Here is an 18,896-nt window from a genome sequence, read left to right on the forward strand (position 1 = left end):
TGCGTACACTCTCAGCCCATGGGGCTCCCCTGTCCCGTCCATGATAGAGCAAAATAAGGGGCCGTCCAGCCCGGATACGAGGGCCGAATCCCTCATCGCAAGCGTTAACCAGAGAACGTCTATGAAACTACTGTCACTGAAAATCAACTCGCTCTCCGATGTGTTCATCCAGGAGTTGCGCGATATCTACAGCGCCGAGAACCAGCTCGTGGACGCGCTGCCAAAGCTGGCCGACGCCGCTTCTTCCCTGGAACTCAAGGCTGGCTTCGAGGCGCATCTGGACCAGACCAAGGAGCACGTGGCCCGCCTGGAGCGAATTTTCGAAGCCCTCGGCATTGATCCCGGCGGCGAGAGCTGCGAAGCCATGGAGGGCCTGGTGAGCGAAGGCAAGGACTACATCGGCGCCGAGGGCGACCCGGACTCGCGTGACGTGGGCCTCATCGCCATTGCGCAAAAGGTGGAGCACTACGAGATCGCTGGCTACGGAACGCTGCGGGCCCTGGCGCTGCATCTCAACAACCCCTCCGCCGCCGAACTCCTTGAGCAAACGCTCGACGAAGAGGCCAAAACCGACCAAAAGCTGACCGGCATCGCCGAGCGCATCTTGCGCGCCGGTCCGAACCGGGCCGAGTAGCTTTTTCCCCCCTGCTTTCCGCAGTGGATTCGACGCGGTCGGGCCTTGTACCCGGCCGCGCAACGCTTTGCTTTTATCCTTGGGGGCCCTTTGGTATTAACTCCCGTCATCATGAGCCCCCATTTTTCCCCGTCCCCCGCAGCCGAAACCCGCAACGGCATCCCCTACCGCCCCCTCGGGCGCACCGGCGAGCAAGTCTCCCTCATCGGCCTCGGCGGCTTTCACCTCGGCATGCAGGCGACGACCGAGGAGGAAAGCATCCGCATCATCCGCCAGGGGCTCGACGCGGGCTTGAACTTTCTCGACAACGCCTGGGACTACAACAACGGCACATCCGAGCTCCGCATGGGCAAGGCGCTCCGCGACGGCTACCGCGCGAAGGCCTTCCTGATGACCAAAATCGACGGCCGCACCAAGGCGAGCGCGGCGGCGCAGATCGACGAATCGCTGCGGCGGCTCCAGACCGATTGCGTGGACTTGCTCCAGTTCCATGAAGTGATCCACCCGGACGACCCGGAGCGGATCTTCGCCCCCGGCGGAGCGCTGGAGGCGGTGATGGAAGCCCAGCAGGCCGGGAAACTGCGCTTCATCGGCTTCACCGGCCACAAGAGCCCCGAGGTGCTCCTACAAATGCTCAAAGTGGCGGCGGAAAACGGCTTCCGCTTCGATGCCGCTCAGCTACCCCTCAACGTCATGGACGCCCATTTTCACAGCTTCGAGAAGCTCGTGCTGCCGGAGCTGGTCAACGACGGCGTGGGCGTGCTCGGGATGAAGGCCATGGGCGATCCGTTTATTCTGGAGAGCCAAGCCGTGACAGCTCCGGAGTGCCTGCGTTACACGATGAGCCTGCCCGTAAGCACGCTCGTCACCGGCTGCGACAAGCTCCCCATCCTCAATCAGGCGCTGGAGGCGGCCAGGACCTTCGCGCCGCTCAGCGCGGGGGAAAGAGCCGCGCTCCTGGAAAGGACGAGGCCGTACGCGGGGGAAGGCCGCTTTGAGCTGTACAAAACCACCCCCCATTTCGACTCCACCGTGGCCCATCCGGAGTGGCTGGGATAGGCGCGAACAGCCATCGCCCGGCATCAGGCCGAAACATCGGCAATGAACGAAAAGCTTCTTAACAAACGGGTGGCCATCCTGGCCACGGACGGCGTGGAGCAGTCTGAGATCGAGAAACCGCTCGAAGCACTGGAGGACGCGGGGGCGATCCCCGTGGTCGTGTCGCTCCGCGCGGGTGTCATCCAGAGCATGCGCCATGCGGAAAAGGGGGAGGAATTCGAGGTCAACGAAACCCTCGACCACGCCAAGGTGGGGGACTTCGACGCGCTGGTCCTTCCGGGCGGGCTGATCAACCCGGATACGCTGCGCGCGACCCGCCGAGCCGTCGATTTCGTGCGCGGATTCGCCGAGCAGGGCAAGCCGATCGCGGCCATCTGCCACGGCCCCTGGCTCTTGATCGAGGCGGGCATCGCCCACGGGCGGCGGCTCACCTCCTGGCCCGCCATCCAGACCGATATTCGCAACGCGGGCGGCGAATGGGTGGACGAGCCGGTCGTCGTCGACCGCGGCCTGGTGACCAGCCGCTACCCGGCGGACCTCGATGCCTTTAACGCAAAGATGATCGAGGAAATCGCCGAAGGCTACCACGCGCTCATGTCAGCCAAGCTGGGAGAACGCTCCCGGGTAATCTAGAATCCAAGTTCCATGCGGATTTATTTTCTCAGGCACGGCGCGGCCGATTGGCCGGACTGGCCGGGCGCGGACGACGACCGCCCCTTGAATGCGGAGGGAGCCCGGCAGACCCGGCTCGTGGCCGACGGGCTGCGCCGGATACGGGTCATCCCGGACCTGATCCTCACCAGCCCCCTCCTGCGCGCCTTCCAGACGGCCGGGATCGTCGCAGACGAGCTCGCCGTGCACCGAACCACCGACCCAGACCTCGCTCCCGGCTTCACCCCCAAGAAACTGGCACACCTGCTGGAGCGCCACCCCGGGAAGACCGTCATGCTCGTGGGGCACGAACCGGATTTCAGCCATTTGATCGAATCGCTCACCGGCGCGAGGGTAAAGCTAGCCAAAGCTGGCGTGGCCCTGGTCGATCTGGAAAGCGGGAAACTGCTCTGCCTCTTCCCGCCGAAGGTCCTCGGGGCAGCCTCCTAACCCAGCTTCCCTCTCCTTCGCGCTCTCCGTCTCCTTTTGTGAAAATCCCCCCACCCCTCAGAGAAAAATAGCGCGGAGCCCGACCGGCCTCCCTGCTCTCCCCTTTCCGGTCAGGCCCCGCACCCTTGATATCGCCAAGCGTTCTTTGTGCGGTCTCGGAAGTTCCTGCCGCTTGGCGACTTACCGCCGAAAGCGCATCCTAATAAATGTTTTTTCTTTGCGCGGGCGGCCGGTTCGGGCGACTCTCTTCTCTGTAAACGATGAGCGCGCGAATCCAATACCAGTGCCAACAATGCGGAGCCTGCTGCCGCATCCCCGGCTTTGTGCGGATAACGGAAACGGAGATTCCCCGCATCGCGGCGCATTTGGAGCTGGCGGAAGATGATTTCATCCAACGCTTTACACGGCTCACCCCCCAACGCGGCGGCCTCGCGCTCATCGACAAACCCAGCGGCGAGTGTTTTTTCCTGGAAGGGAACACCTGCCGCCTTCAAGCCGCAAAACCGGCCCAGTGTGTCGGATTCCCCAACACCTGGAACACCCCCGGCTGGGAAAAAACCTGCCGGGCCATCCCACTTACGAATTGATGAACTTACAAATTCCCGAAGGAAACTTCGAAGGCTACGTCTTCGACTGCGACGGCACCCTCGCCGACACCATGCCGCTCCACTACGAAGCCTGGCTTACCACGCTCAAGCCCCACGGCGTCGATCTCTTCCCCGAGCCCTACTTCTACGAACTCGGCGGCGTCCCCTCGGTGGAGATCGTCCGGCTCCTCAACGAGCGCAACGGCCTCAGCCTGGACCCCGACCAGATCGTCGAGCAAAAGGAAGCCACCTACATCAGCCTGCTCGGCAAGGCCACGCCGATCCAGCCCGTGGTCGATTTCGCTAAAAAACTCCACGACGAGGGCAAACCGATCGCCGTCGCCTCCGGCGGCCACCATGCCATCATCCGGGGCACGCTCACCGCGCTGGGCATCTTCGACTGGTTCGACGCCATCGTCGGCGTAGAGGACTACGTCAACGGCAAACCGGCTCCCGATCCCTTCCTCGCCGCCGCCTGCAAGCTCGGGGTGGAACCCACGCGCTGCCTGGCTTTCGAGGATTCCGACGTCGGCATCCAATCCGCCTCCTCGGCCGGAATGGCCACCGTCCAGGTGCCCGATCCGCGCGCCTAAGGCCCTTCCCGGCTTGCGCTAAAGAAAAAAAACCGCTACTCGATTGCATCGCGATGGTTCAGCTCAACGATAATTACCTCAAACTGAAGGCCGGCTATCTCTTTCCCGAGATTGGACGGCGCGTGAAAGTCTTTTGTGAAGCCAACCCCGAGGCCGCCCGGCGCGTGATCCGCTGCGGCATCGGTGACGTCACCGAGCCGCTGCCCCCCGCCGTGATCGCCGCAATGCACCACGCGGTGGACGAAATGGCAGCCCGCGAGACCTTCCGCGGCTACGGCCCCGAGCAGGGCTACGAATTCCTGCGCCACGCCATCGCGCAGAATGACTACCGCGACCGGGGCATCGACGTCGCCGACGACGAAATCTTCGTCTCCGACGGCTCCAAGTGCGACTGCGGCAACATCCTGGACATCCTCGGAGCGGGCAACCGCCTCGGCATCACCGACCCCGTCTACCCCGTCTACGTCGATACCAACGTCATGGCCGGGCACACCGGCGAGGCCGACGCAAACGGCACCTACGAGGGCATCCACTACCTCCCCTGCGACGCGGGCAACGGCTTCGTGCCGGACGTCCCCGCCGAAGCGCTCGACGTGGTCTACCTCTGCTTCCCGAACAACCCGACCGGCGCCACCGCCACGCGGGCCCAGCTCGAAGCGTGGGTCGCCTACGCGCTGAAAAACAAGTCGCTGCTCCTCTTTGACGCCGCCTATGAGGCCTACATCTCCGAGCCCGGCGTGCCGCATTCCATTTACGAGATCCCCGGCGCGCGCGACTGCGCCATCGAGTTCCGGAGCTTCTCCAAAAACGGCGGCTTCACCGGCACCCGGTGCGGCTTCACCGTCGTCCCCAAGACGCTGCTCGCCTCCACCGCCAGCGGCGAATGCAAACCGCTCCACCCGCTCTGGAACCGCCGCATGAGCACCAAGTTCAACGGCGTCAGCTACATCGTCCAGCGCGGTGCCGAGGCCGTCTACTCACCCGAGGGGAAGGCCCAAGTGCGCGCCCTTATCGACCACTACATGGGCAACGCCGCCATCCTGCGCACGGCGGCCCGGGAAGCCGGTCTGCCAGTCTTCGGCGGCGTCAACGCCCCGTACATCTGGGTCGGCACCCCGCGCGGCCTCACCAGTTGGGAACTTTTCGACGAAATGCTCACCCGAGCCAACGTCGTCATCACCCCCGGCAGCGGTTTCGGCGCAAAGGGCGAAGGCTACTTCCGCATCTCGGCCTTTAACAGCCGCGAGAACGTGGAGGAAGTCGCCCGGCGCATCCGGACGCTATAAAGCGCCCACCTCTTTGCTCGTCCCCCGGCTCCGCGCGCGGTACAAAGGGGGACGAGCCTTTCCTCCCCATGGACGAAGCGATCGACGAGTTCATCCTCTACATGGCCACCGAGCGGGGGCAGTCGGAGAGCTATCAGTACATCGCGCGCACCACGCTGGAGAGCTTCGCCAAGTGGCTGGCCGGGGAAAAGCAGGTTACCGCCCCGGCAAGCGTCACCCCACAGCATCTTACCGAGTATCTCGGGGCCTGCAAACAGCGGGGCCTGGCCGCCGCGTCGGTCAAGCTCGTCGTGGTCGTCTTCCGCGTCTTCTTTCGCTTCCTGCACATCCGCAAACTCATCCCGCGCGACGCCGCCGAGTTCCTCCCCCTCCCCCGCATCGAGCAGCATCTGCCCGAGACGCTCAACGAATCGGAAGTCGAGCGCCTGCTGGAAAGCATCGACCTCACCGCCCTCCACGGCCTGCGCGACCGCGCCATGCTGGAGCTGCTCTACGCCAGCGGCCTGCGCGTCTCGGAACTCGTCAACCTGCGCCTGGAGAACCTCGTCATGGAGGAGCGGGTCATCCGCGTCACCGGCAAAGGGAATAAAACGCGCCTCGTGCCGATGGGCCAAAAGGCATGCGATGCACTCACCGCCTACCTGGAGCGGGAGCGGCCCAAGCTCGTCAAGCGGCGGACTGGCAGCGAACTCTTCCTCTCCGCGCGCGGCGGCAAGCTGACCCGGGTGCGCTGCTGGCAAATCATCAAAGCCCGGGCCGATGTGGCGGGCCTGGGCGACAAAGACATCTACCCCCACCTGCTGCGGCACTCCTTTGCCACGCATCTGCTGAGCAACGGCGCGGATCTCCGCATGATCCAGGAAATGCTGGGCCACTCCGACATCTCCACCACGCAGATCTACACCCATGTCGACCAGCAGAAGCTCCGGAGCATCCACCGGAAATTTCACCCCCGGGGCTGATCACTCAAGGCCACCAGCCGGTCAATGGCCGCGCGCAGCCCCTCGATGGCCACGGGCTTCGTCAAGTGCTCGGTGAACCCCGCCTCGCGGCTTTGCCGGATATCCTCATCCGTCCCAAAGCCGCTGATGGCCACCCCCCGGACGTAGGGGCGGCTGCGCAGAACCTCCCGCATCACCTCCAGGCCGCTGCCGTCGGGCAGGCCGATGTCGCTAATCAAAAGATCAAACGGCTCGCGGCTCGCAGTCTCCAGCGCCCCGGCCACCGTGTCCGCCCCCCACACTTCGTAGCCCCAGCGCTCCAGCAGGCGGGATAAAATCCGCAGCGTATCGAGATTGTCCTCCACCAGCAGAATCCGCCACTGTTTTTCCCTCAAGACCGGCGGCGCCACCCGCTCCACGGCACGGCCCGGCTCGGGCACAATGGTGCGCAGCTCCACCGTAAAGAGGGCCCCTTTCCCCAGCCCCTCGCTCCGGGCGTAAATGCTGCCTTGGTGCAGCTCGACGACCGCCTTGGCAATACTCAGCCCCAGCCCGAGGCCGCCGAAACGCCGCGTCAACGTCTTCTCGGCTTGCTCAAAGGCGTTGAAAATGCGCGAAAGCGCCTCCTCGGGAATGCCGATGCCGGTATCGGCTACTTCAACCCGGATGCGATCTTCCACGTTCTCCGTGCAAATGGAGATCCGCCCTTCCGGGGGCGTGAACTTGAGCGCGTTTTTCAACAAATTCCAGAACACCTGCTGGAGCCGCGCCGAATCCGCCGATACATAATGCTCCCCGGCTTCCAGCTTGAGCACAATCTCCATGGCCTTCTGCTCGATCTCGGCCCGGCAAATCTCCAGCGTCTTGAGCAGCGCCGCGTGGACGTCCACCTCCTCCGGATGGAGCTGCACGAGGCCGCGGCTGATACGCGTTACATCCAGGAGATCGTCGATGAGGCGCGCCTCCAGCTCGGCGTTGCGGCGGATGATATCCAGCTCCGGGCGGATTTCCTCGGGAATGTTCTCCATGGATTGCAGCAGCGAAGCCGCCGTCAATACCGGCGTGAGCGGCGTGCGCAGCTCGTGGCTCAGAACGGCGATGAATTGATCCTTGGCTTGGTTGGCCGCCTCGGCGTCTTCCTTGGCCTTTTTCAGCGCGGCTTCGTCCTGTCTACGGCGCTCTTCCTGGTCGAGGTGGTCGAGCGCAAAGGAAATATCGGCAGCCACTTCCTCCAGGAGCGTCACCTCCTTGTCCATAAAGACGTTGGCTTCCGAGGAGCAAAGCACCAGCACGCCGTAGACCACCCCCTGGTTGCGGATGGGAATGGCGGCAATGGCCCGGATCCCCGCCTCCAGTAATACGTTCACGTGGGGATAGTCGCCGTGGAGGGCCTCGTAATCATTGCAGACCTTGGTAACCCCTTCTATGACGCAACTGCCCGGAAGGCTCCGGGTGCCGGAGTAGCCGTTGGTATACACCGGTGCCCGCTTCAGGATATCCACCCGCTTTCCAGCTGTGGCCAGGGGGGCTATGCGCTGGGTCGCGGGGTCGACTTTCCCGATCCAGACCAGCTCAAAAGAGCCGAACTGCGTGGCCGCCTTGCATACCACCTCCAACAATTCCTGGCTGGAGGTGATGTGAACCACGGCCTGGTTTACCTCGCCCAGAAACGCGTAGAGCCGGTTGAGCCGCTGAAGCTCCCACTCGGCCATCTTGCGCTCCGTCATGTCGGTGCACGCGGCGATAAAGTAGCGCGTGTCGCGCATCTGGAGCGTCGTCGCGCGGAGGTCGGCGAAAAACTCCGAGCCGTCCTTGCGGATGTGGCGCAGATCCCGCACCACGACGTGCTCGCCGCGCTTGAGCTTGTCGATCAGCTCTGCCACGCGCGGAAGCTCTTCGCGGGGGTGGATCTCGTGGGCGGAGAGCCGCATCAGCTCGGGCTCCAGGTAGCCCAACATGCGGCAGTAGGCGGGGTTGACCATACGGAAGCGGTAGGTGGCCAGGAATCCCACGAAGATGCCGTCGGTGATTTCCTCAAAAAAGGTCCGGAACTGCCGCTCGCTCTCTTCGGCCCGCCGCCGGGCATCCTTCAGGTCCGAGAGGGTGCGCTGCAAGGAGGCCGATTTCTCCTCCAGCTCGGCCTTGGCGGATTTGAGTTCCTCGATCTGCTGACGAAGCTGCGGGTAATAGGTCTTGCGAACGGATTTCGCCCCCAAACCGATGATTTGGTCGCGAAGCGCTTTCATTTCCCGCGCCTGGTCATCGGAAAGCTCGCTCATAGATGGCTACGATCTCTTCTTCCGTCGGCTGCACCGGATTGGTTACAATACACGCATCTTTCAGGGCTGCGCGAGCCATGGTGCGGAATTCGGCAGGCCCGAGAGCATTTTCTTTGATGCCATTGATGAGCCCCGCCCCGGCGCGGAACTCGCGGAACATCTCCACGACCCGCGCTTTTTGCTCCTCGTGGGGCAGGCCGGCGAGTTCGAGCCCGAACGTGCGGGCAATTTTGAGATAGCGCCCCGGCACCGCATCGAAGTTGAACCGGACCACGTGCTCCAGCAGAAGCGACGTGCATTCGCCGTGAGGCAGGTCGAGCGTTCCGCCCAGGCTGTGGGCCATGGCGTGCGCCAGGCCGAGGCTTGCGTTGGAAAACGCCAGGCCCGCCAGCAGGCTCGCCAGCATCATGGCATCGCGAAAGCGCAGGTTGCCCGGTTCCTCAATGGCCCCTTTGAGGTTCCGCGAGATGAGCCGGATGGCCTCCAGCGCGTGGAGGTCGGTAATGGGCGATTTGGCCGTGGAAACGTAGGCCTCCACGGCGTGAACCAGCGCGTCCATGCCGCTGTCGGCCGTCAGCGGACGCGACAGGGATACCGTGGCGAGCGGATCAATGAGGGCCACGTCGGGCACGACGATTTTGCTGACAATGGCCACTTTGATTTTGCGCTCGTGGTCGGTAATGATGGCGAACTGGGAAATATCCGCCGAGCTCCCGGCGGTGGTGGGGATGCAGATGAGCGGCGGGCAGGGCAGCTCGATGCGGTCCACGCCCCCGGCGGCCAGGATGGGAATGTGATTGGAAACGACGACGCCGACGCCCTTGGCGCAATCCATCGGGCTGCCTCCGCCGACGGCGACGATCATGTCGCACGCTTCCCGCTCGTAAAGCGCCGCCCCCGCCATGACCTCGCTGTCCTTGGGGTTGGGGGTGATTTCGGTAAACACGACCGGCTCCAGCCCGGCTCGCCGCAGCGACTTCTCTACGCGGTCCACCCACCCGGCTGCCACCACGCCGGGATCGGAGACGACGAAGACCTTATAGCCGCCAAGGTTGGCTGCGTATTGACCCGCCAGGTCGAGCGCCCCCCGCCCCAGGATGAACTCCGGGGCGACAAATTTTCGCGGTTCCATCTCTATTCTATATCGAAGAGGGGGCCGGTTCCGAGGGCGAGCGAACGGGCGGCGCGCTCTCCACGCCCCTACGGGAGCGCTTCCAGCAATTCCCTGAGCTGGCGCGCCGTGACGCTCAAGGCAAAGCGCTCGTCGGCGATCTCCTTGCCGCGCCGCCCCAGCCGCAGGCGCTGTTCCGGGTCGCCCAGGAGCTTCCGCAAGGCTCCGGCGAGCTCCTCGGGGCGCTTTTCCTCCACCAGCAGCCCCGTGGCCCCCTCGGCGACCATCTCGGGCACTCCGGCGAGCCGGGTGGAGACGACGGGCAGGCCGCAGGCCATGGCCTCGGCGATCACCGTGGGCAGGTTGTCCTTGCCGCCGTCGGCTTCCGTGGCGCAGGCCAGCGCAAAGAGGCTTGCCCGCGAGAGCCAGCAGCGCACTTCGCTCTGCGGCAGCGCGCCGGTGAGGCGCACGGTCGCTTCCAGCCCGCGCTCGGCGATCCGCCCCCGCAGCGCTTCCTCCAGCGGTCCGCCCCCGACGATGACGCACTCAAACCGGGCCCCGCCCTCACGCAGCAGGGCACAGGCGTCGATCAAATCAGCGTAGCCCTTTTTCTCAATACAGCGGCCCACGGAGACGATGAGCGGCGGGGCGGCGGGATCGGGCCGGGGGGGGGCGAACTCAGCCGTTTCGATGCCGTTGTAAACGCGGTGCATTTTGGCGGCGTGCGCGGGGAATTCCCGCTGCAGCCAGCCGAGGCTGTAATCGGCCACTGTTACGACGGCCGAGGCCTCGCGCACCAGGTCGCCCAGGCCAACGGGCTGATCGGCTTCGCAAAAAAGATCGTTGGCATGACCGGTGAAGCTGTAGGTGATGCCGTAAAACTGCTTGAGCCAGTAGGCCGTGCGCGCGCCCATCCCGGCAAAGTGCGTGTGGACGTGCGTAACGCCCCGGGCCTTGAGCTTCGGCCCGAGCCATGCGGCGGCGGTCAGGCGACCCTTGCCCGGGCGCTTGCCCCAGCGGTGGATGGTTTGCAGGACCCGCCACGGGTAGCGGCCCACCATGCGGATCGTTTTCATTTCCGAGGCGAGCGCGTCGGCCTCGGGCAGGTAGGTCACGGCTTCGGCGATGGCCGCGGGGCATTCTCGGGGCGGATCGGCGGGCCGCCGGATAGAGAAAACAGGCGGCGCGGCTCCCTGGCGGGCCATCTCGCCCACCTCGCGATAGCAGAACGTTTGCGTGAGCGAAGGGAACCGCTCGAATAAGTACGCGAAAGAAGCCATGCTATTGCGTAGTCTACAGACCGGCCTCTTTGCGTGCGAGGGGAAATTGATTCTCCTTGCCTACTCCTCGATGTAGCGGATGAGGCACTCCTGCAAGAGCCCGTAGACGTGGATCTGCGCCACGGCCAGCCCGCGCTCGTCTTCGACGGGATAGGGCGCGCTGACGTCCATATCCTCCTCGGTGACGGCGTACTTGGCGGCCAGCGCCAGGCGGGCCTGGTTGAGCGCATTGAGCCAGGCGTCCATGTGCTCGCGCGGGATCACCCAGCCGCTCGCGCCGCCTTGGAGCGGCTTTAAGTCCCGCTCGACGACCGTCGTGGCTTCCTCAAAGGTCTCTCGCAGCTCGGGCACGACAAATTGCTCCCATTCCTCGTGCAGCTCGGGGTCCGAGGCACCCGTGGGCCGGGGGTAGAGCCGGTCGAGCACCTGGGGGTTATCCTCGGGCCGGGTGGACCGGGGAATTGCCAGGAAAAGCTGGACTAACTGGGGCTCTACGTCCTCAAAAATGAACCCGCCGTTTTCGTCTCGTACAATCGTCACTGTTTTGCGTCTCCTTTGTGGTTATTCCCCCGCCCGCTCCAGGGTCGCCAGGAGCAGATGGGAGTGGAGCTGCTGCACGTAAAGCTCGGCCCGCTCGCGCCCCCCTGTCCAGACGATGGATTTCCCCTTGTGGTGGACCTCCAGCATGTACCCCTCGGCCTTCGACTTCGAATACCCGAAGACGCGCTGGAGGACCAGGGTGACGTAGCTCATCAGGTTCACCGGGTCGTTGTGGACGACAACGTTCCAAGGAACGTCGAGGGCCGTCTTGCTGAGGGTCTCGGTCTGCTCCTTCATTTCACGGCCTCCAGGCACTCGGCCAAAATGCGTTCCTGCAACGCCTGCATCCGGGCGAAATCCGCCGGTTCCTTATCCGCGTAGCCATTGAGGTGCAGCAGGCCGTGGACGACGTAGAGCGCCAGCTCCTGGTCGAGGGTGCGCCCGTAGAGGGCCCCGTTCTCCCGGGCCGTCTCGGTGCTGATGACAATCTCTCCATGATCGAAGGTGATGACGTCGGTGGCTCCGGGGACGTTCATGAAATCGCGATGGACTCGGGCAATGGTCGCGTCGGAGACGAAGGTGACCTCCACCTCGGGCAGCGATTGCAGCGGCGCTCCGGGCCAGGCCGGGTGGCGCAGGCAGCGTTCGACGGCCACGGGGGCCAGCCGCCGCAGCCAGGCGAGGCTAAAGCGGAGCTTGCGCTGCCGATTGTGAAGGGTGATTTCCATAGGGTTCGGGAGCGGCGATCTTCCCAAAACGACCGCCGGGAGTCGAGACGTTATCAAGGCCCCCTCGGGAAACCGGGGTATGGCAGCCGTGAAGGATTTTTGATGACGTGCCGCCGGTTTCCAGAGGTGCCCTTAAGCCAGCAGCTTATTGACCGCCGCGCGGAGCGTCTGGATGCTCACGGGCTTGGTCAGGTGCTCGGAGAACCCGGCCTCCAGGCTGGCCCGGACGTCCTCGTCGGTACCGTAGCCGCTGAGCGCGACGGCCCGCACACGCCCGCGCAGCCGCCGGGCGATCTCCAGGCCGCTGCCGTCGGGCAGGCCGAGGTCGCTAACAAGAAGATCAAACTGCACCTGCTCCGCCCGCTTCAGCGCGTCCGCCACGGTCCCTGCGGTCGCCACCGTATAGCCCCACTGGCGCAGCAGCCGGGCCATGATGCGGGCCGTATCCTCGTGGTCCTCCACGAGCAGGATCCGCCGCGAGGGTCCCGGCGCTGGCTCCGCTCCCGGGCTCTCCACGGCGGGCTTGGGCCCCGGCTCGACGGTCCCCAGGTCGACGGTAAAAACGGCGCCATGCTCCCGGCCCTCGCTCGCGGCGGAGAGGGTCCCGTGGTGCATCTCGACGAGCGCTTTGGCAATGCTCAGCCCGAGGCCGAGGCCGCCAAAACGACGCTTGCGCGAAGCCTCCCCTTGTTCAAAGGCGTTGAAGACACGCGGAAGCACGTCGGGTTCGATGCCAATGCCGTTGTCGGCCACGGTGATCCGCACCCGGCCCCCCGGTTCGTCGACCGTACGCACCTCAACGCGGCCCCCTTCCGGCGTAAATTTGACGGCGTTTTTGACCAAGTTCCAGAACACCTGGCCGAGCCGCGCCGGGTCGGCCCGCACCCAGTGGCGGCGCGCCTCCAGGCCGAGCACTAGCTCCTGGCCCTTGGCCGCCAGGTCAGAGCGGCAGATCTCCAGCGCGGCTTGCAGCGAGGCGTGCACGTCCAGGGGCTCCGGCCGCAGGATCAGCTTGCCCTGGGAAATGCGCGTGACGTCCAGCAGGTCGTCGATGAGCCGGGCCTCCAGCTCCACATTGCGGTGGATGGCCTCGATGTCGGCCTGCCAGGCCTCCGGGAGCCGCCCCGAGTCCTCCATGGCCGTCACCATGGCCAGTACGGGGGTGAGCGGGGTGCGCAGCTCGTGGCTGAGCACGGCAATAAATTGGTCCTTGGCCTGGTTGGCCGCCTCGGCCGCCTCCTTGGCCGCCTCCAGCGCTATGCGCGCCTGACGCATCATCCGCATGTCCTCGGCCACGCCCAGGAGGCCGGAGACCCGGTTTTGCGAATCCCGCAGCGGTATTTTGCTCACCCGCATCCAAATCACCGTCCCATCGGGGAGATTTTCGGCCTCCTCATAGCCCATTTTCGCCTCGCCGGACTCGATGATCTGCAAGTCATCCCTCCGGTAGCGCTCGGCGGCCTCCTTTGTGAAAAGCTCAAAGTCGTTCTTCCCCACAATCTCCTCCGGGGAGCTCAGATCCAGATCGCGAGCCAAAGCCATGTTGCACCCCAGGTAGTTGGAGGCGCGATCTTTCCAAAAAATGCGATGGGGAACGGTGTCGAGGATCTGCTGAAGGGTCCCGCGCGAATCGTAAAGAGCGTTCTCGATCTGCTTGCGTTCAAGGACATTGGCCACGGAGTCGGCGAAAATCCGCAGCCGCCGGACATCTTCCTCGGACCAATGAACCGACCGGGTCAGCGTACGCAGCCCCACCCCGCCGCGCACCCGCCCCCCCCGGCCCCGCAGCGGCATGACCAGAACCGAGCGAACCCCATGCATTTGGTGTTTCTCCGCGTCGTAGCTCCCGGCGCCGGGCCAGTCGTCGACGTCCATGATCTGCACGTTTTTGCCAGTGAAAAGCTGCTGCTCTGCCCAGGGGAATTCGCCGACCAGGACCGCCTTGTATTTTTCCTTGAGGTCATCCCCCACCGCCGACCACGAGTAGACCACGCTCCAGGTCGACATATCCGCCGAGATCTGGGATACAAACGCCTCCTCGGCCCCGATGAACTGCCCCACGGTCCGGAGGCTTTCGCGGATTTCGTGGTCGATCTCCGCCCCGGTACACGAGGCAAACCGCCCCAGAATGGCAGTAATGAGCCGATCAAAGGTAATCTGGCGCTGGCGCTCGGCCTCCGTTGCTTTCCGCTCAGAGATATCCTCGATGAGCGTCATGTAACAATCCGGCTCCGCCCCCTTGCGCCACATCGGCACCGCCGTAGCCGAGATCCAAACAAGGGAGCCATCGGGGCGGATGTAGCGTTTCTCAAAAGTGAATGTGTCGAGAGTCTCGGCCCGCAATTGCGCGATCAGCCGCAGATTTTCCGGGCGGTCGTCGGGATGGGTCAGCGTCACAAAGTCCATCTGCCGCAACTCCTCGTCGGGGCGGCCCGCGATTTCGCAAAACTTGGCGTTAAACTCGATAAAGCGCCCCGTGCGGATGTCCACGAGCGTCATCCCGATGGGCGCTTGCTCGTAGATGGCACGAAACCGCCGCTCGCTTTCCCTCAGCGCATCCAGTTCGCGGATTTCATGATCTGGGGATTTCGACGACTCCATTAATAGAAGCTTCACCGGGCCGGGGGCCGCGTCAAATCCAAGGGGGCCTAGAATGCCGGATTTTTTTTGATATCAGCACCCTAAAAAAACTTAGGACGGGACCGCTCGGGGGAAAGCGGTCCCGTCCTTTTCGGGGGAACGGTTTGCGGCGGGGGACCGCAAAGGATTTTATGGCTGGCTGCTACTAGCGCCCGGCCACGCGGCGGCTGCCGCCCGCCGGGGTGTGGCAATAGGAGCCGGTGCGGTCGTAAGAGTAATTGATGACGTAATCGCCCGCGCCCACGCTATCCGCCGCGATCGGCTCGGGAACGTTAGTCGGGTCGAGGATCCACCAGCGGCCCTCGTGCTTCCACATGAGCCACGCGTGGCTGATGCGGGACGTGCTCCGGGCCTTGCCGATGACGTAGCGGAGGTTGGCGGCATCGTTCATCTTGCTGGCCAGCCAGAGCGACTTCGCCTTGCAATCACCCGAGCGCTTGGCGGCCGTCACGGCGGGCATCTGCGCCACGTAGGGGGCATCGAAGGAATAACGGAAGTTGTAGCCTTGCCGGACCAGGGCGCGAACCGCCTCGAAGCTGGGGGCGGAACCGTTCAAGTGCCCCATCACCGCATCCACGGGAGCATTGTAAGGGTCGTACGGGGTCGCTCCGGACCGGCCATTGGAGAGGTCGGGGCGGGCAACCGCGAAGGCTGCGGTGAGAACTAGTAGTAATGGCGTTAACAGTTGTTTCATCAGGTGTCGCATTGCTGTTTAACAGTTGTAGCTATATTCGTGCCAGCAATTCCCCGATGTCCTTTTCAGGGGCACCCTCCCCTCATACCCCACTTCTGACCTTTCAACCACGCGAAAAATCCGCAATTCTCGCTTCTCAATGCTGCGATTCCTGCTTTTCTAGGAAACCAGACCAATGAAACTTAGGAACCGACTCCTCGCGCTTTTCTGCCTGATGATCTTCATCGGGTTTGGCTTTCTCTACTTCCACGCCTGGGTGGTGCAGAAGCCCTTCGGGATCATCCTATTCATCACCGACGGCCTGACGACCAACACGCTGACGCCCACGCGGCTCTATCAGAGCGGGGCCAACGGTCGCCTGGCGCTGGAATCCTTTCCCCGGCTCGCACTCGTGAGAAACAGCGCGAACGACTACGCCGTCCCCGACTCCGCCGCCGCCGCATCCTCGCTCGCCACGGGCGTCAAGGGCAACCAGCGCGCCATCTCAACCGACGCGGGCGGCAAGCCGCTCCCCTCCATCCTCTCCCTGGCCCACGACGTAGGCCGCGCCACGGGCATCGTGACAACGGGCAACCTCACCGACCCGACGCCCGCCGCCTTCTACGCCCACGTAACGGACCGCCGCGACACGGCCTCCATCGCCCAGCAGTTTGTCCAGACGAACATCCTCGACGTCGCCCTCGGCGGCGGCATGAACGACTTCACACCCGAGAGCAAAGGTGGCGTGCGCAAGGACGGCAAGGACCTCTGGCTGGAACTGCGGGCCAAGGACCACAAGCTCGTGCGCAGCAAGGCCGAGCTGGAGAATACCCCGCTCTTCCTCACCGCACCGTTGACGGGCATCTTCGCCAACTCCGAGCTGGCCTTTTCCTCGCAGGTGGAAAGCGGCAGCCAGCAGCCCTCGCTCTCCGACATGGTGCGGCGTTCGATCGAATTTCTGCAAATGCACCCGAAGGGGTACGTGCTGGTTGTTGACGCGGCGCTCGTGGGCCGCGCGGCAGAGCAGAACAACGGCGAGCGCGTGCTGACCGAAACGGCCGACTTCGACCGCGCCGTGGCCACCGCCCGCCAGTACGCGGGGGAAAAGGCGCTCATCCTCTGCGTGGGCAAGAACGACGTCGGGGGCCTGAGCCTCAACGGCTACCCGCTCAAGGCCGACCGGGGTGTCGCCCTCCTGGGCAGCAACGCGGCGGGCTACCCCTCGCTCACCTGGAGCACCGGCCCCAACGGCCCCCGCACCGCAGGCGCAACCGCTGCCACCACCGGCTCAGCGATAGCCTCCGGCACCGATGCCGCCGCCGCCACCACCCCGGCCCCGACCGCCACCCCGGCGGACGCCGCAGCAGCCACCGCCGCGGCCACTCCCCTTCCCGCCCCAAGCCCCGTGACGCAGGGCCCCAGCAAGGAACCGGCAGCCTTCTACACCCCGAAAGCCGTAAGCACCGCGCGCGACATGATCCTCCTCGGCACCGGTCCCGGCTCTGAGAGCATCGGCGGCTTCATGGAAAACACCGACGTTTTCCCGATCATCCAAAAGGGTCTGTAATCCCTTTCGGTTTTTATTTGGTGCCTTTTGCGCCTTTTTGCAGTTAACCTCTTTGTATTCTCATGAAACCCGAAACGCTTCCCGATGCTCACGGCCACTTTGGCCCGTTCGGCGGCAAGTTTGTCCCCGAAACGCTCATGACGGCCCTCAACGACCTGACGGCTGAATATGAGAAGGCGCGCAAAGACCCGGAGTTTCTCCGCGAATTTGACGACCTGATGGCCAATTACGTGGGCCGCCCCTCGCCGCTCTACTTTGCCGAGCGCCTCACGCAAAAGCTTGGCGGCGCAAAGATTTACCTCAAACGCGAGGACCTCAACCACACCGGCGCGCACAAGATCAACAACGCGCTAGGCCAGGCGCTCCTGACCAAACGGCTCGGCAAACACCGCGTCATCGCCGAGACCGGCGCGGGCCAGCACGGCGTGGCCACGGCCACCGTCGCCGCCCGGTTCGGATTCGAGTGCGTCGTCTACATGGGCTCCGTGGACATGGAGCGCCAGGCGCTCAACGTCGCCCGGATGCGCTTTCTGGGCGCGAAGGTAGTGCCCGTCGACGTCGGCCAGGCCACGCTCAAGGAGGCCATCAACGAGGCCATGCGCGACTGGGTCACCAACGTCCGCTCCACCCACTACATCCTCGGCACCGCCTACGGCTCGCACCCCTACCCGATGATGGTGCGCGATTTCCAGCGCGTCATCGGCGTGGAGGCCCGCCGCCAGATTCTCGAAAAAGAAGGGCGCCTGCCCAATCTCCTTATCGCCTGCGTCGGCGGCGGCAGCAACGCCATCGGGCTGTTCCACCCGTTCCTCGAAGACGAGACCGTACGCATGATCGGCGTTGAAGCCGGGGGCCGGGGCATCGCGGCAGGCCAGCACGCCGCGCGCTTCCAGGGAGGCGTCCTCGGAGTGCTCCAGGGCACCAAGACCTACATTCTGGCCGACGCCGACGGGCAAATCCAGCTCACCCACTCCGTCTCCGCCGGGCTCGACTACGCCGCCGTGGGGCCTGAACACGCCTACCTGCGCGACATCGGCCGCGCGGAATACTCCTACGCCACCGACGACGAGGCGCTCAATGCCTTCACGACGCTTTCGGAAACCGAGGGCATCATCCCGGCGCTGGAATCCTCGCACGCCGTGGCCCATGCCATCAAGGTGGCCCCGACCATGAGCAAGGACGAGATCATCATCGTCAACGTCTCCGGGCGCGGCGACAAAGACGTGGAGCAGGTGGCCAAGATGCTCCTGAAGTAGGAGCGCCAGATATTACGCCGGGGCGCAAAGGCCCCTTCCTTTGCGCCCCGGCACCCCTTTTTTCCCCAATCGCTTCTACGGCGCTCCCTCGAAATCGAAGGAGATTTTCACGTTCACGCGGTATTGCGTGATTTTCCCATCCTCCACCGCCGCTTCAAATTCCTTGACGTAGACGGACTTGATATGACGGAGTGTTTTTGCCGCCTCGGCAACGGCCGCTTGGGCCGCGTCCTCCCAGCTCTTGTCGGACTGGGCGAGCAATTCAATGACTTTGACAATCTTGGCCATAAATCGGTTTCTGTTTTCAGAAACCATTTCGCCGCCCGGCCCGCGACTGGCTCCGGTAAAAACACCCCGGCATTTTTGGCTCTCCTCAACCATTCCCGGAGGCCTGATACAAAAGAATTCATCAGGAACTTGAGGAACTCAGGAAAAAGACAGGAAATGGGCATTGAGCCTCGTTCGTAACGAGGTGAAACCGATCGGGCTCGGGTGAAATCGCCTTTACTTTAAAATTCCAGGAAGCGCATTTTTCCCACCAGTTGGCGAGAGCCAGCCGGGACTTGATAACCCCGTGTAAAACGGCTGGCAATAGCCTAAACTCTATTGCCGTTTCCGGGC

Annotated in this window: 20 protein-coding genes; 10 read left to right on the top strand and 10 right to left on the bottom strand. The window is 64.2% G+C overall.

Translation table 11 applies throughout. The features are described from left to right. Window positions 1-121: 121 nt before the first annotated feature. The 8 genes from B2828_RS17485 (at window position 122) to xerD (ending at window position 6,222) form a co-directional block, all read left to right on the top strand. Window positions 122-634, top strand: coding sequence for a ferritin-like domain-containing protein (locus tag B2828_RS17485; RefSeq protein WP_479635062.1), 513 nt, complete (start codon window positions 122-124; stop codon window positions 632-634). A 111-nt stretch (window positions 635-745) separates the two neighbouring features. Continuing rightward, window positions 746-1,693 carry an aldo/keto reductase gene (locus B2828_RS17490; protein WP_479635063.1) on the top strand — a complete coding sequence of 316 codons (948 nt, stop codon included), beginning with the start codon at window positions 746-748 and terminating at the stop codon, window positions 1,691-1,693. A gap of 42 nt (window positions 1,694-1,735) precedes the next feature. Next, window positions 1,736-2,326, top strand: coding sequence for a type 1 glutamine amidotransferase domain-containing protein (locus B2828_RS17495; RefSeq protein ID WP_479635064.1), 591 nt, complete (start codon window positions 1,736-1,738; stop codon window positions 2,324-2,326). A 12-nt stretch (window positions 2,327-2,338) separates the two neighbouring features. Continuing rightward, window positions 2,339-2,794: a phosphohistidine phosphatase SixA gene (gene sixA / locus B2828_RS17500; RefSeq protein ID WP_479635065.1), complete on the top strand. Its 456-nt coding sequence runs from the start codon at window positions 2,339-2,341 to the stop codon at window positions 2,792-2,794. A gap of 260 nt (window positions 2,795-3,054) precedes the next feature. Then, on the top strand, window positions 3,055-3,381 hold the full coding sequence (locus B2828_RS17505) for a YkgJ family cysteine cluster protein (protein WP_479635066.1): 327 nt from the start codon (window positions 3,055-3,057) through the stop codon (window positions 3,379-3,381). Then, window positions 3,381-3,974, top strand: a complete 594-nt coding sequence (locus B2828_RS17510) for an HAD family hydrolase (RefSeq protein WP_479635067.1) — start codon at window positions 3,381-3,383, stop codon at window positions 3,972-3,974. Before B2828_RS17505 ends, B2828_RS17510 begins: the two co-directional genes overlap by 1 nt. A gap of 53 nt (window positions 3,975-4,027) precedes the next feature. Then, a complete protein-coding gene (locus tag B2828_RS17515) occupies window positions 4,028-5,260 on the top strand; it encodes an LL-diaminopimelate aminotransferase (protein WP_479635068.1) in 1,233 nt (410 codons plus the stop codon). 68 nt (window positions 5,261-5,328) lie between these two features. After that, window positions 5,329-6,222: a site-specific tyrosine recombinase XerD gene (gene xerD / locus B2828_RS17520; RefSeq protein WP_479635069.1), complete on the top strand. Its 894-nt coding sequence runs from the start codon at window positions 5,329-5,331 to the stop codon at window positions 6,220-6,222. Here xerD and B2828_RS17525 read toward each other — a convergent pair. The 8 genes from B2828_RS17525 to B2828_RS17560 all read right to left on the bottom strand — a co-directional run bounded on the left by B2828_RS17525 (window position 6,207) and on the right by B2828_RS17560 (window position 15,473). Then, window positions 6,207-8,480 (bottom strand): ATP-binding protein, encoded by a 2,274-nt coding sequence (locus B2828_RS17525; protein WP_479635070.1) that lies wholly within the window; start codon window positions 8,478-8,480, stop codon window positions 6,207-6,209. The genes xerD and B2828_RS17525 overlap by 16 nt on opposite strands. After that, window positions 8,461-9,612, bottom strand: coding sequence for an alcohol dehydrogenase-like regulatory protein ErcA (gene ercA, locus B2828_RS17530; protein WP_479635071.1), 1,152 nt, complete (start codon window positions 9,610-9,612; stop codon window positions 8,461-8,463). Before ercA ends, B2828_RS17525 begins: the two co-directional genes overlap by 20 nt. Window positions 9,613-9,680: 68 nt before the next feature. Beyond that, on the bottom strand, window positions 9,681-10,871 hold the full coding sequence (locus tag B2828_RS17535) for a glycosyltransferase family 4 protein (RefSeq protein WP_479635072.1): 1,191 nt from the start codon (window positions 10,869-10,871) through the stop codon (window positions 9,681-9,683). A 60-nt stretch (window positions 10,872-10,931) separates the two neighbouring features. Next, entirely contained in the window at window positions 10,932-11,411 is a 480-nt protein-coding gene (locus tag B2828_RS17540; RefSeq protein WP_479635073.1) for a DUF2017 family protein, read from the bottom strand. 21 nt (window positions 11,412-11,432) lie between these two features. After that, entirely contained in the window at window positions 11,433-11,708 is a 276-nt protein-coding gene (gene clpS / locus B2828_RS17545) for an ATP-dependent Clp protease adapter ClpS (RefSeq protein ID WP_479635074.1), read from the bottom strand. Further along, complete coding sequence (gene ybeY / locus B2828_RS17550; RefSeq protein WP_479635075.1) at window positions 11,705-12,139, bottom strand: rRNA maturation RNase YbeY; 435 nt, start codon at window positions 12,137-12,139, stop codon at window positions 11,705-11,707. Before ybeY ends, clpS begins: the two co-directional genes overlap by 4 nt. Before the next feature lie 132 nt (window positions 12,140-12,271). Next, window positions 12,272-14,755 carry a hybrid sensor histidine kinase/response regulator gene (locus B2828_RS17555; RefSeq protein WP_479635076.1) on the bottom strand — a complete coding sequence of 828 codons (2,484 nt, stop codon included), beginning with the start codon at window positions 14,753-14,755 and terminating at the stop codon, window positions 12,272-12,274. 169 nt (window positions 14,756-14,924) lie between these two features. Then, a complete protein-coding gene (locus tag B2828_RS17560) occupies window positions 14,925-15,473 on the bottom strand; it encodes a transglutaminase-like domain-containing protein (RefSeq protein WP_479635077.1) in 549 nt (182 codons plus the stop codon). Between the two features lie 175 nt (window positions 15,474-15,648). On the opposite strand from B2828_RS17560, the gene B2828_RS17565 reads away from it, so the two are divergent. Continuing rightward, a complete protein-coding gene (locus B2828_RS17565; protein ID WP_479635078.1) occupies window positions 15,649-17,019 on the top strand; it encodes an alkaline phosphatase in 1,371 nt (456 codons plus the stop codon). 62 nt (window positions 17,020-17,081) lie between these two features. Next, window positions 17,082-18,275: a tryptophan synthase subunit beta gene (gene trpB / locus B2828_RS17570; RefSeq protein ID WP_479635079.1), complete on the top strand. Its 1,194-nt coding sequence runs from the start codon at window positions 17,082-17,084 to the stop codon at window positions 18,273-18,275. Between the two features lie 75 nt (window positions 18,276-18,350). Here trpB and B2828_RS17575 read toward each other — a convergent pair whose 3' ends face one another. Together B2828_RS17575 and B2828_RS17580 are read right to left on the bottom strand one after the other, a co-directional pair. Beyond that, window positions 18,351-18,563, bottom strand: coding sequence for a dodecin family protein (locus tag B2828_RS17575; RefSeq protein WP_479635080.1), 213 nt, complete (start codon window positions 18,561-18,563; stop codon window positions 18,351-18,353). 121 nt (window positions 18,564-18,684) lie between these two features. Continuing rightward, on the bottom strand, window positions 18,685-18,896 hold a 212-nt coding region (locus tag B2828_RS17580; protein ID WP_479635081.1), incomplete at its 5' end, for a hypothetical protein.

It is taken from the genome of Spartobacteria bacterium UBA695, from assembly GCA_002298145.1.
Taxonomy (GTDB): Bacteria; Verrucomicrobiota; Verrucomicrobiia; order Chthoniobacterales; family Chthoniobacteraceae; genus UBA695.

Bases quoted from the DNA above. Each gene is read 5' to 3' on its own strand.
- B2828_RS17485 (WP_479635062.1), top strand. From the start codon at position 122: ATGAAACTACTGTCACTGAAAATCAACTCGCTCTCCGATGTGTTCATC.
- B2828_RS17490 (WP_479635063.1), top strand. From the start codon at position 746: ATGAGCCCCCATTTTTCCCCGTCCCCCGCAGCCGAAACCCGCAACGGC.
- B2828_RS17495 (WP_479635064.1), top strand. From the start codon at position 1,736: ATGAACGAAAAGCTTCTTAACAAACGGGTGGCCATCCTGGCCACGGAC.
- sixA (WP_479635065.1), top strand. From the start codon at position 2,339: ATGCGGATTTATTTTCTCAGGCACGGCGCGGCCGATTGGCCGGACTGG.
- B2828_RS17505 (WP_479635066.1), top strand. From the start codon at position 3,055: ATGAGCGCGCGAATCCAATACCAGTGCCAACAATGCGGAGCCTGCTGC.
- B2828_RS17510 (WP_479635067.1), top strand. From the start codon at position 3,381: ATGAACTTACAAATTCCCGAAGGAAACTTCGAAGGCTACGTCTTCGAC.
- B2828_RS17515 (WP_479635068.1), top strand. From the start codon at position 4,028: ATGGTTCAGCTCAACGATAATTACCTCAAACTGAAGGCCGGCTATCTC.
- xerD (WP_479635069.1), top strand. From the start codon at position 5,329: ATGGACGAAGCGATCGACGAGTTCATCCTCTACATGGCCACCGAGCGG.
- B2828_RS17525 (WP_479635070.1), bottom strand. From the start codon at position 8,480: ATGAGCGAGCTTTCCGATGACCAGGCGCGGGAAATGAAAGCGCTTCGC.
- ercA (WP_479635071.1), bottom strand. From the start codon at position 9,612: ATGGAACCGCGAAAATTTGTCGCCCCGGAGTTCATCCTGGGGCGGGGG.
- B2828_RS17535 (WP_479635072.1), bottom strand. From the start codon at position 10,871: ATGGCTTCTTTCGCGTACTTATTCGAGCGGTTCCCTTCGCTCACGCAA.
- clpS (WP_479635074.1), bottom strand. From the start codon at position 11,708: ATGAAGGAGCAGACCGAGACCCTCAGCAAGACGGCCCTCGACGTTCCT.
- ybeY (WP_479635075.1), bottom strand. From the start codon at position 12,139: ATGGAAATCACCCTTCACAATCGGCAGCGCAAGCTCCGCTTTAGCCTC.
- B2828_RS17560 (WP_479635077.1), bottom strand. From the start codon at position 15,473: ATGAAACAACTGTTAACGCCATTACTACTAGTTCTCACCGCAGCCTTC.
- B2828_RS17565 (WP_479635078.1), top strand. From the start codon at position 15,649: ATGAAACTTAGGAACCGACTCCTCGCGCTTTTCTGCCTGATGATCTTC.
- trpB (WP_479635079.1), top strand. From the start codon at position 17,082: ATGAAACCCGAAACGCTTCCCGATGCTCACGGCCACTTTGGCCCGTTC.
- B2828_RS17575 (WP_479635080.1), bottom strand. From the start codon at position 18,563: ATGGCCAAGATTGTCAAAGTCATTGAATTGCTCGCCCAGTCCGACAAG.